The 12351-nt window shown below is 71.5% G+C and carries 8 protein-coding genes; all 8 read left to right on the plus strand.

Annotated features, from left to right (window positions below; all coding sequences use genetic code 11):
* Positions 1–77: 77 nt before the first annotated feature.
* The 8 genes from AC5RVZ_RS11035 (at position 78) to AC5RVZ_RS11070 (ending at position 12330) form a co-directional block, all read left to right on the plus strand.
* Entirely contained in the window at positions 78–260 is a 183-nt protein-coding gene (locus tag AC5RVZ_RS11035; RefSeq protein ID WP_494065797.1) for a PspC domain-containing protein, read from the plus strand.
* 46 nt (positions 261–306) lie between these two features.
* Entirely contained in the window at positions 307–5220 is a 4914-nt protein-coding gene (locus AC5RVZ_RS11040; protein WP_494065798.1) for an ATP-dependent helicase, read from the plus strand.
* The gene (locus AC5RVZ_RS11045; RefSeq protein ID WP_494065799.1) at positions 5213–6001 is read left to right on the plus strand and encodes a DNA-formamidopyrimidine glycosylase family protein; all 789 of its coding nucleotides are present in this window, start codon (positions 5213–5215) and stop codon (positions 5999–6001) included. Before AC5RVZ_RS11040 ends, AC5RVZ_RS11045 begins: the two co-directional genes overlap by 8 nt.
* Before the next feature lie 256 nt (positions 6002–6257).
* Complete coding sequence (locus AC5RVZ_RS11050) at positions 6258–7439, plus strand: ABC transporter ATP-binding protein (RefSeq protein WP_494065800.1); 1182 nt, start codon at positions 6258–6260, stop codon at positions 7437–7439.
* A 79-nt stretch (positions 7440–7518) separates the two neighbouring features.
* A complete protein-coding gene (locus AC5RVZ_RS11055) occupies positions 7519–8703 on the plus strand; it encodes an ABC transporter substrate-binding protein (protein ID WP_494065801.1) in 1185 nt (394 codons plus the stop codon).
* Positions 8696–9637 (plus strand): ABC transporter permease, encoded by a 942-nt coding sequence (locus AC5RVZ_RS11060; protein ID WP_494065802.1) that lies wholly within the window; start codon positions 8696–8698, stop codon positions 9635–9637. The genes AC5RVZ_RS11055 and AC5RVZ_RS11060 overlap by 8 nt, the downstream gene beginning before the upstream one ends.
* Positions 9634–10560: an ABC transporter permease gene (locus AC5RVZ_RS11065; RefSeq protein WP_494065803.1), complete on the plus strand. Its 927-nt coding sequence runs from the start codon at positions 9634–9636 to the stop codon at positions 10558–10560. Before AC5RVZ_RS11060 ends, AC5RVZ_RS11065 begins: the two co-directional genes overlap by 4 nt.
* 114 nt (positions 10561–10674) lie before the next feature.
* Positions 10675–12330 (plus strand): amidohydrolase, encoded by a 1656-nt coding sequence (locus AC5RVZ_RS11070; RefSeq protein WP_494065804.1) that lies wholly within the window; start codon positions 10675–10677, stop codon positions 12328–12330.
* Positions 12331–12351: the final 21 nt, after the last annotated feature.

The following is a 12351-nucleotide window of genomic DNA, read 5'->3' on the forward strand; positions in this document are numbered from 1 at the left end:
GGATGCCGGGAAGCCCGGGTCAGGGTATGGGGGCTGGCCCCATGGCGGTCGCGTGCGCGGTCGCAGAGGATGGCGGCATGGACACACTCGTGAGACCGCGACGCGGACGCTGGCTCGCCGGCGTATGCCTCGCCGTCGCAAGCCGGTTCGGCTGGAGCGTCGCGGCGGTGCGCATTCTGGCGATCGTCGCGGTCGTCTTCTTCGGCCTGTCGCTGTGGGCGTACATCCTGCTGTGGATCGTGATTCCGACCGAGCGGTGAATCGCAAGCCCGCCCTCATGTCGGTGACACGCACGAAGATGGAGGGATGGGCGACACCTCGGCCGGCTCCGCGCGCGACGTGCTCGAACGGTTCGGTCCCGCCACGCGGGACTGGTTCCGTGGCGCGTTCGCGAAGCCGACGAACGCGCAGGTGGGCGCGTGGGCGGCGATCTCAGCCGGCAAGCACGCCCTCGTGGTCGCGCCGACAGGATCGGGCAAGACGCTGTCGGCGTTCCTGTGGGCGATCGACCGGGTCTTCCACGAGAAGGCCGCCGAACCGGAGCATGCTCCCGCACGCGGGCGCAGGGGGCGGGATGCCTCGGCGACGGCGACGCGCGTGCTGTACATCTCGCCGCTCAAGGCGCTCGGCGTCGACGTGGAGCGCAACCTGCGCTCGCCGCTCGTGGGCATCGGCCAGTCGGCGCGGCGCCTGGGCCTGTCGGTCCCCGACGTCACGGTCGGCGTCCGCTCCGGTGACACCACCTCGAGCGATCGACGCAAGCTCGTGGCCGACCCGCCCGACATCCTCATCACGACGCCGGAGTCGCTCTACCTGATGCTGACGAGCCAGGCGGGACAGACGCTGAAGGATGTCGACACGGTGATCGTCGACGAGGTCCACGCGGTCGCCGCCACCAAGCGCGGCGCGCATCTGGCCGTGAGCCTGGAGCGCCTCGACATGCTGCGCCAGTCGTTCCGGCCCGAGGTCCCGCCGGCGCAGCGCATCGGCCTGTCGGCGACGGTGCGGCCGATCGACGAGGTCGCCCGCTTCCTCGGCGGCGCGGCGCCGGTCGAGATCGTCGCCCCGAAGGCGACGAAGGCGTTCGACATGCAGGTCGTCGTTCCGATCGGCGACATGCTCAACCCGCCGCCCGCGGCCGGCGCCTCTCCGCCCTCCGGGGCTTCGGAGCCGACGGATGCCGCGGACGAGTCGATCGATGAGGACTGGTTCCTCGACGGGTCGTCCCGCCCGCGCGCCTCCGGCGCAGGCGAGACCGAGATCACCGGCTCGGTCTGGCCGCACGTCGAAGAGGCGATCGTCGACCGCATCCTGCAGCACCGCTCGACGATCGTGTTCTGCAACTCCCGGCGCCTCGCCGAGCGGCTCACCGCACGCCTCAACGAGATCTACTCCGAGCGGCTGGGACGGGATCTTCCGGATCCGACCGTGCCCGCCGCGCTGAGTGCCCACGGATCAGAGGCTCCGCGCGGCGCGAATGCGACGCGTGGAGAGGCGATCGGGGCGGCACAGGCCGGAGCCACGACGGGCGCGGACCCGGTGCTCGCCAAGGCGCATCACGGGTCGGTGTCCAAGGAGCAGCGGGCGCAGGTCGAGGACGAGCTGAAATCCGGCGCGCTGCGGTGCGTCGTGGCCACGAGCAGTCTCGAGCTGGGCATCGACATGGGCGCCGTCGACCTCGTCATCCAGGTCGAGGCGCCGCCGAGCGCGGCATCCGGTCTGCAGCGCATCGGCCGCGCCGGCCACCAGGTCGGCGAGGTGAGCCGGGCGGCGCTGTTCCCGAAGCACCGCGGCGACGTGCTCCACACCGCGATCGTGACCGAACGGATGCTCGCCGGTCAGATCGAAGCGATCGCGATCCCGCAGAACCCGCTCGACATCCTCGCGCAGCAGACCGTCGCGGCCGCGGCCACCGGACCGCTCGACGTCGAGGGCTGGTACGAGACCCTCAAGCGCAGCGCGCCGTTCCGATCGCTGCCGCGCTCGGCGTACGAGGCGACGCTCGACCTCATCGCCGGGCGCTTCCCGTCCGACGAGTTCGCCGAGCTGCGGCCGCGGGTCGTGTGGGACCGCGACCTCGGTGTGCTCACCGGTCGTCCCGGCGCCCAGCGCATCGCCGTCACGAGCGGCGGAACGATCCCCGACCGGGGGCTCTTCGGCGTCTTCATCGCCGGTGAGTCCCAGAACGCGCGCGTCGGCGAGCTCGACGAGGAGATGGTCTACGAGTCCCGCGTCAACGACGTGTTCACCCTCGGCACGACGAGCTGGCGCATCGTCGAGATCACGCACGACCGGGTGAACGTCGTCCCCGCGTTCGGTCAGCCGGGCAAGGTCCCGTTCTGGCATGGCGACGGCATCGGCAGGCCCGCCGAGCTCGGCGAGGCGCTCGGTCGATTCTCGCGCGAGGTGTCGGCGGGCTCGCCGGAGAAGACCGAGGAGCGGCTGCGCGAGGCGGGGCTCGACGAGTTCGCACGCGACAACCTCCTCGCCTACCTCGCCGAGCAGCGCGAGGCGACCGGCACGCTTCCCACCGACCGTCAGCTGACCGTGGAGCGCGGACGCGACGAGGTCGGCGACTGGCGGGTCATCCTTCATTCCCCGTACGGCATGCAGGTGCATGCACCGTGGGCGCTCGCGGTCAACGCGCGCATCCGGGAGCGTCTGGGCGTCGAGGGATCGGCCGTGGCGAGCGACGACGGCATCATCGCCCGGATCCCGGATGCCACGGCCGAGCCCCCGGGGGCCGAGCTGTTCGTGTTCGATCCCGACGAGCTCGAGCAGATGGTGACGGAGGAGGTCGGCGGGTCGGCGCTGTTCGCCTCGCGGTTCCGCGAGTGCGCCGCCCGCGCCCTGCTCATGCCGCGCCGCAACCCCGGACGACGCACGCCGCTGTGGCAGCAGCGGCAGCGATCGGCGCAGCTGCTCGAGGTCGCGCGGCGCTACCCCACCTTCCCGATCATCCTCGAGACGCTGCGCGAGGTGCTGCAGGACGTCTACGACGTGCCCTCGCTCCTGCGCATCATGCGCGGCATCGGCGAGCGCCGCATCCGCCTCATCGAGACCGAGCCCGCCCAGCCGTCGCCCTTCGCGCGCGACCTGCTCTTCGGCTACGTCGGCGCCTTCATGTACGAGGGCGACTCGCCCCTCGCCGAGCGCCGCGCCGCGGCGCTGTCGGTGGATCCGGCGCTGCTGTCGGAGCTTCTGGGCAAGGTCGAGATGCGGGAGCTGCTCGACCCCGAGATCATCGCGCAGTTCGAGCGGGAGGCGCAGCGGCTCGATCCCGAGCGCCGCGCCCGCGGTCTCGAGGGGGTCGCCGACCTGCTGCGACTGCTCGGACCCCTCGACGCCGGCGAGGTCGCCGTGCGACTCGAGCCGCCCGCCCCGGCGGCGCCCGATCCGAGTCGCAACGGCACCGACCACGCGACCGAGGCGGAGGCCTCGCGGTTCCTCGACGAGCTGATCGCCGCGCGTCGCGCGATCCCCGTCACCATCGCCGGCACACCGCGCGTCGCGGCGATCGAGGACGCCGGACGCCTGCGGGACGCGCTCGGGGTCGCGCTGCCGGTCGGCATCCCGAACGCCTTCCTCGAACCGGTCGCCGACCCGCTCGGCGATCTGGTGGCGCGATACGCCCGCACGCACGCGCCGTTCACCGCGGATGCCCTCGCCGAGCGCCTCGGCGTCGGTGTCGCCGTGGCCCGCCACACCCTCCAGCGCCTGGAATCCCAAGGCCGGATCGCGAGCGGCTTCTTCCTCCCCGACCCCGGCGCCGCCGGTCAGGCCGCCGCGTCGGACGATACCGAGTGGTGCGACGCCGAGGTGCTCCGGCGTCTGCGGATGCGCTCGCTCGCGGCGATCCGGGGAAGCGTCGAGCCGGTTCCGCAGGACGCCTACGCCAGGTTCCTGCCGGTGTGGCAGCACGTCACCCGCCCGCTCGAGGGCATCGACGGTGTGGCCGCGGTCGTCGAGCAGCTCGCCGGCGTGCCCATCCCGGCGAGCGCGTGGGAATCGCTGATCCTGCCCGCTCGCGTCCGCGACTACACCCCGGCGATGCTCGACGAGCTGACGGCGACCGGCGAGGTCGTGTGGTCCGGGCACGGCAGCCTCCCCGGACGGGACGGCTGGATCGCGCTGCATCCGTCGGATGCCGTGCCGCTGACGCTCGCGCCGCCGGACGAGGCTGAGGATCCGCCGGCCGACTCGCTGGACGCGCGGCTCCTGGCGGCGCTGGAGTCCGGCGGTGCGTACTTCGCCGCGCAGCTGCGCCAGGCGACGGAGGCCGAGAACGAGCAGTCCGTCGTGGAGGCGCTGTGGCGGCTCACCTGGGCGGGCCGGGTCACGAACGACACCTTCGCTCCCGTGCGCGCCCTCGTGGCGGGCGGCTCGCAGACCCACCGCGTCGCGCGCCGGGCACCGCGAGCGCGGATGTACCGCGGCGCCGCGGTGCGCGCGGTCGCCTCCTCGGTTCCGCCGCGACCGGCAGCCGTCGGCGGTCGCTGGTCCCTTCTGCCGGCGCCCGAGCCCGACCCGACGCTACGCGCGACGGCGACGGCGAGCCTGCTGCTGGACCGGTACGGGGTGGTCACGCGCGGCGCAGTGCAGTCCGAGGGGTTGCCCGGAGGTTTCGCGCAGGCCTACCGGGTGCTGGCCGGCTTCGAAGAAGCAGGGCACTGCCGCCGCGGCTATGTCATCGAGAAGCTCGGCGCCGCCCAATTCGCAGCCTCGACGACGGTCGACCGTATCCGCGAGTTCGCGGCCATGCCCGATCCGCCACCGCGGCGGGCGGTCACCCTCGCGGCGACCGATCCGGCGAACCCCTACGGCGCCGCACTGGCGTGGCCGGCGCTGGAAGGGGTCGGGCACCGGCCCGGGCGCAAGGCCGGCGCACTGGTCGTGCTCGTCGACGGAGCGCTCGCGCTCTACCTCGAGCGGGGTGGCAAATCGGCTCTCGCGTTCACCGAGGACGCCGCGACGCTCGCTGCAGCCGCGGCCGACCTCGTCACGACCGCCCGCTCGCGGCGTCTGGACACCCTCACCATCGAACAGGTCAACGGCGTGTTCGTGTATGGGACCGCCGTGGGGCAGGCGCTGCGCGATGCGGGCTTCGTCGAGTCGCCGCGCGGACTGACGCTCCGACGGCTCACCGCGGGGGACACGCTCCGGGAGGCGCCCGACCGCCACGCACGACCGGCGGCGGGCCCGGGGAGCGGGCGTGCCTGAGGGCGACACCGTCTTCCGCGCCGCCCGGAAGCTGAACGCCGTCCTCGCAGGCGCCACGGTCACACGGTTCGAGCTGCGAGTACCGCAGGCGGCCACCGTCGACCTCCGCGGCCTCGTCGTGCACGATGTCGTCGCCCGCGGCAAGCACCTGCTGCACCGCATCGGGGAGTGGACCGTGCACACGCACCTGAAGATGGAGGGCGAATGGCACGTCTACCGGCGCGGTGACCGGTGGCGCGCCGCCGGTTTCCGGGCGCGAGCGGTCATCGGCGCGACGGCGCCCGACGGCACGGAGTGGGAGACCGTCGGCTTCGACCTCGCCGACATCACCGTGGTGCCCACCGCCGACGAGGACCGACTCGTCGGCTACCTGGGACCCGACCCGCTGTCTGAGGACTGGGACCCGGAGGAGGCGGCGCGGCGGTTCGGCTCCGACCCGCGCGCCGCCCACGTCGCGATCCAGGACCAGCGCAACGTCGCCGGCTTCGGCAACGAGTACGCGAACGAGATCCTCTTCGTGCGCGGCATCCTCCCCACGCGCCCGGCGACCGAGACGGATGCCGCTGCGGTCATCGACGTGGGAGCCCGCATGATCCGCGCGAACCGCGACCGCAGCGGACGGACCTTCACCGGCGACAGTCGTCCCGGTCGCAGCACGTGGGTGTACCGCCGGGAGGGCCGCGAGTGCCGCCGCTGCGGCGCCGTCATCCGGGGCGGATCGCTGGGCGCCGATCCCACTCGGGAGCGCATCGTCTTCTGGTGCCCCGTCTGTCAGACCTGACGACACCCCGACGGACGATCTGTCGCTTCGAAGCAGGCATCCGTTGCCTCTGCCGCGTGCCGCAACCGAAACCGCGCGGTTTCCTGACCGTTACACAGCGCCGGACGATCTGTCGGGGCGGACGGACCGACACCGCGGATCGTCCGGTTCGAATCCCCGCGCATTGCGGGCGGGCACGCGGCGCTATTGAATACCTGACACAATTCGACCCGACCGCGCACCGCCGCGCGGCCCGCGATCAGGAGGACCCCACGAGGTGACCACAGCAACCGACGCGGACACGACTTCGGCGACACCGCGCCCCGCGAGCGAGGCAGACGATCGTCGCGGAGCCGTGGTGCTCTCCGGCGTGAGCAAGCTCTACGGAGAGCAGGTCGCGGTCGACGACCTGTCACTGACCATCCAACCCGGCGAGTTCCTGTCGCTGCTCGGCCCGTCCGGCTGCGGCAAGACCACGACACTGCGCATGATCGCCGGATTCGAGAGCCCGGATGCCGGCGACATCCTCATCTCGGGCAGGTCCGTCCGGGGTGTGCCGCCCTACCGGCGCGACGTCAACACCGTCTTCCAGGCGTATGCCCTGTTCCCGCACCTCTCGGTCGCCGAGAACGTCGCATACGGGCTGCAGCAGCGGCGCACGCCGAAGGCCGAAGTGCGGGAGCGCGTCACGCAGGCCCTCGACATGGTGCAGATGCGCCGGTTCGGAGACCGCAGGCCCACGCAGCTGTCCGGCGGTCAGCAGCAGCGCGTCGCCCTGGCACGCGCGCTCGTCAACCGCCCTGCCGTGCTGCTGCTCGACGAGCCGCTGGGGGCGCTGGACCGGCAGCTGCGCGAGGAGATGCAGCTCGAGCTGAAGCTGCTGCAGTCGCGCCTGGGCATCACGTTCGTCTTCGTCACGCACGACCAGGGAGAGGCGCTGTCGATGAGCGACCGCATCGCGATCATGCGGGCCGGACGCATCGAGCAGCTCGCAGACGCCGACACCGTCTACGCGCGGCCGGCGTCGGCCTACGTCGCCGCGTTCGTGGGGCAACAGAACTTCTTCCGCGGCCCCGTCGGCGAGGCAGGCACCGCCGTCACGTCGCCCCACGCGCTCGTGCGCGCCGAGACCGCGGTGCTCGGCTCCACCCACCAGGGCGAGGCGGCCGTGCGGCCCGAGCACATCCGCATCCAGCAGGACAGGCTGTCGGAGCCGGTCGCGGACGCCAACGTCGCCCGAGGAGAGCTGATCGGCATCTCCCACCTCGGCGACACGATGCAGTACCTGGTGCGCCTCGGCGACGACCAGAGCCTCATCGTCCGCCGCCCGACGCCCGACGCACCGACGCTCGCCGTCGGCGACGCCGTCGTGTGCTCGTGGGCGGCGCGTCACGTCCTGCTCTTCCCCGCCGACGACGCCGCGCAGGAGGGCGGCTACATCGCACCGCCCACCGAGTGACAGCCCCGACCCCTTGCAGCCGAGGCCGCACGCACAGCATCCGCCTCACCGGCTCCCCGACCCGAACCAGGAGACACCGATGACCGAGTCCCGCACCCCCCTCCGCATCCTCGCCCCGACCGCCTCGACGGCGGTCATCGCCCGCGAGATCTCGCGTCGCCGCTTCCTGAGCCTGGCGGCCCTGGCCGGCGGAGCGACGATGCTCGCCGCGTGCTCGCCCGGCGGAGGCGGGGCACCCGCCCCGCAGGCGACCGGCGGCGACCTCGAGGGCAGCCTGTCGGTGTACACGTGGGGCGACTACGACTCCCCGGACGTGGTGTCGGGCTTCACCGCGGACCTCGGACCCAAGGTGACCCTGGATTCGTACTCGTCGAACGAGGAGCTCATCGCCAAGCTGATCGCAGCCAAGGGCACCTCCGGCTACGACATCGTCGTCCCCACCGGCGTGTTCATCCCGCAGATGATCGAGAACGGCCTGCTGACCAAGCTCAACAAGGACCTGCTGCCGAACCTGTCCAACATGAACCCGGCCTACCTGGGTCGCGCGTGGGACCCGAACAACGACTACTCCGTGTGCAAGGCCTGGGGCACCACCGGCTTCGTGTACGACAAGACCGCCATCACCCGGGAGCTGACGACCTGGGGCGACTTCTTCGACGCCGCGCAGAACGAGGCGAGCGGGCGGACCTCCATGTCCGACGACCCGGCCGGGATCATCGGCGCGTACTTCTGGGCCAACGACATGGACTGGAACACCGAGGACGAGGCCGAGCTCGAGGCGTGCCGTCAGTTCCTCGTCGAGACGATCGCGCCGCACATCTCCGCCTTCGACTCCTACCCGGGGACCAACGCCATCCCGCAGGGCACGCAGGTGCTCATGCAGGCGTGGAACGGCGACGCGCGACTGGGGATCATGGAGTCCGGGGATCCCGACCGCTGGCAGTGGGTGCTGCCCGGGCCGCAGACCGAGCTGTGGATGGACAACTGGGCGATCGCCGAGGGGGCGCCGCATCCCGAGGCGGCCCATGCGTTCATCGACTTCTCCATGACTCCGGAGAACCTCTTCCTCAACCTCGACTACATCGGCTACCACGTCGGCGGCAAGGACATGGAGCAGGAGGCCGTCGACGCGGGCCTGGAGCTGACCGAGCTCATCTTCTTCACCCCCGAGCAGCTCGAGACGATGCACGAGCAGACGCTGAATGACTCCCAGACCGTGCGTGTGGAGATCTGGAACGAGATGAAGGCCGCCGCTGGTGCGTAGTCGCTCGGCCGGAGCCGCGCTGGCGGTCCCCGCCTGGGCGTGGCTTCTCCTGTTCTTCGTCGCACCGGTCGCGATGGTGGTGTGGTTCAGCTTCGGGTACAAACCCGGCATCTTCGGCACCCACGCCAACGACATCCTGTCGTTCGACCGCTACGTCGAGGCGATGTCGCCGACATTCTTCTCGACGTTCCAGAACACCCTCGGGGTCGGCGTCGTCGGTACCGTCCTGTGCTTCCTGATCGGTGCTCCGGTGGCGTACTGGATGGCGTTCAAAGTCAAGCCGCAGCGGCGAGGCCTGCTGTTGGCTCTCGTGCTCGTGCCGTTCTGGACGAACTTCCTCGTGCGGACCATCGGCTGGCAGGTCATCATTGCGCCGGAAGGGTGGCTGTCCACGCTGCTGCAGGCGATCGGCGTGCTCGACGGCCCCCTCTCCCTGCTGTACACGCGCGCGGCGGTGGTCCTCGGCGTCGTGTACAACTACCTGCCGCTGATGATCCTGCCGCTGTTCGTCGCCTTCGATCGCGTCGGCCCGGCGCTGCGGGAAGCGTCGAAGGATCTCGGCGCCGGCAAGCTCGCGACGTTCTTCCGCGTCACGCTGCCGCTGTCGCGCCCCGGCATCGTCGCGGGCGTCCTGCTGGTGTTCATCCCCCTGATGGGCGACTACATCACCGCCACCGTGCTCGGCGGGGCGCGCGGCAACATGGTGGGCCAGCTGGTGGCCAGCCAGTTCCAGACCGCGCAGAACTGGGCGCTCGGATCGGCGATGGCGGTGCTCCTGATGCTCGTCATCATGCTGACCATCGGCGTCGCGGCCGTGGGCATCTGGCTCGTCTCGCTGCCGTTCCGGATGCGCAATCGACTCGTGCTCGGAGGCGACGGTGACGACAGGCACACGGATGCCGTCGCGCCGGCCCGCGTGGAGGTGACGACATGACGCAGACCCAGACCGAGACCATCCTGCGCGCTCGGGAAACAGACGGCTCCCCCTCCGGCGCCACCCGACGGCCCGTGCGCCGTGCACGACGCTCCTGGTCGGACGTCGCGTTCGGCGTCTGGGGCGCGCTGGTGCTGCTGTTCCTGTTCCTGCCGATCATCGTGATCGTCATCTACTCGTTCAACACCGGCCGGCTGCTGGTGTCGTGGGAGGGCTTCGGACTGGACGCCTTCCGCACGATCCTCGACAAGCCCGCCATCCAGAACGCGGTCCGCGTGTCGCTCATCACCGCGCTGATCTCGGCGGTGATCTCCACCGTGCTCGGAACGCTCGCCGGCATCGCGATGGCCCGCTACCCGGGCAAGTGGGTGTGGTGGTTCCTGAGTCTTCTGCTGCTGGTCTCGGTGACGCCCGAGATCGTCGACGCGATCGCGCTGCTGCCGTGGATGGTCGTGCTCGGTCAGGACCTCGGCATCGGGATGTTCAACGACGGCATCGTGCGCCTGTCGGTCGGCTCGTCCCTGTTCGCCACCGCCGTGGTGTCGTACATCGTGCGCGCACGCCTCGTCGGCCAGGACGCCAACCTCGAGGAGGCATCCAGCGATCTCTACGCCACCCCGTTCACGACGTTCCGCCGCGTGACCCTCGCCCTGGCGATGCCGGCGGTGCTCGCCGGGTTCCTGCTGGCGTTCACACTGAGCCTCGACAACACGATCGTCGCGGCGTTCGTGCAGGTGTCGGGCACGACACCGTGGCCCGTGTACGTCCTGAGCGCCGTGCGCTCGGGCCTGCGCCCCGAGGTCGCCGCGGTGTCGACGGTCATGCTGCTGCTCACGCTCGTCGCTCTCGCTCTGGTCGCCCTCGTCCTCAAGCGCGCGGGCGACTCGGCGACGCAGATCGCCCGCACGATGACCGGCGGCTGACCCCGTCCCCTTACCACCCCCCTTCCCGCGAGACTGCAACCGAGCGCCGAGACGGCAGTCGCGCGACCGCTGTCTCGGCGCCCCGATGCTGTCTCGCGAAAGGAGCAGGAGCGCATGACCTACGCCGACCTCGTGTTCACCGGAGGACCGGTCTTCACGGCGAACACGGTGCGCTCACGCGCCGGGTCGGTCGCCGTCCGGGATGGGCGCATCATCGCCGTCTCGCCCGGCGACCTGCGCGAGCTCGTCGGGCCCTCGACCGAGATCGTGGACCTGAGGGGCCGGATGCTGCTGCCCGGCTTCCAGGACGCCCACGTGCACCCCGTGTGGGGCGGGCTCGACATGCTGCGCTGCGACCTCTCGGAGTACGACACCGCCGAGGAGTACCTCGACGCGATCTCCCGCTACGTCGCCGCCCGCCCGGACGACGAGTGGATCCTCGGCGGCGGCTGGCAGATGTCCGCCTTCCCCGGCGGCACCCCGACCGCGGAGGCGCTCGATGCCGTGACGGGCGACCGGCCCGCCTTCTTCCCCAACCGGGACGGGCACGGCGCCTGGGTGAACTCCGCGGCGCTGCGGCGCGCCGGCATCGACCGCGGGACCGCCGATCCTGCGGACGGCCGCATCGAGCGCGACGGCGCCGGTGAGCCGTCGGGCACGCTGCACGAGGGCGCGATGTCACTGGTCAACCGGCTCCTCCCCGAGGAGCCGCTCGAGCGGCTGACCGAGGCGCTGCTCGTGGGCCAGCGCTACCTCCACTCGTTCGGCGTCACCGCGTGGCAGGACGCGATCGTCGGGTCCTACGGCGACGCGGGCGACCCCGGGCCCGCCTACCTCCGCGCGGCGGCGGACGGCACCCTCACCGCGCGCGTGGTCGGGGCGATCTGGTGGGACCGCACGGCCGGCCTCGAACAGATCCCGTCGATCCTGGAGCGACGTCGGCGCTACCGCGGCGGGCGCTTCGCGGCGACATCGGTCAAGGTCATGCAGGACGGCGTCGCCGAGAACTTCACCGCGTCGATGCTCGAGCCGTACTGCGACGGACACGGCCACTTCACCGACAACTCCGGCATCTCGTTCGTCCCGCCCGAGATCCTCAACGAGGCGGTGCCGCTCCTGGATGCCGAGGGCTTCCAGGTGCATTTCCACGCGATCGGCGACCGCGCGGTGCGCGAGTGCCTGGATGCCGTGGCGCGGGCCATCGCCCGCAACGGGCGCGGCGACAACCGGCACCACATCGCGCACATCCAGGTCGTGCATCCCGAGGACATCCCGCGCTTCCGCGAGCTCGGCGTCGCGGCCAACATGCAGTCGCTGTGGGCGACGTTCGAGCCGCAGATGGTCGAGCTGACGCTGCCCTTCCTCGGCGAACCCCGCAGCGCCTGGCAGTACCCGTTCGGCGACCTGTTGCGCGCCGGCGCGGTGCTGGCCGCGGGCAGCGACTGGAGTGTGTCGACCCCCGACCCCATGGCCGCGATCCATGTCGCGGTGAACCGCACGGCGGCGCCCGGTCACGAAGAGGGCGAGTACGACGCCTTCCTGCCCGAACAGGCGATCGACCTCGCGACCTCGCTCACCGCCTACACCGCCGGCTCGGCGTGGGTGAACCACCTCGATGAGAGCACCGGCACCATCGAGGTCGGCAAGCTCGCCGACCTGGTCGTGCTCGACCGCGACCCGTTCGCCGGTCCGACCGACGAGATCGGCGCCACGCGCGTGCTGCAGACGTTCGTCGAGGGCGAGCGGGTCTATGCCGCCGGCGACGCCTGAGCGCGAACGCACCATCCGAGA

The organism is Arthrobacter sp. Cza30, from assembly GCF_059090765.1.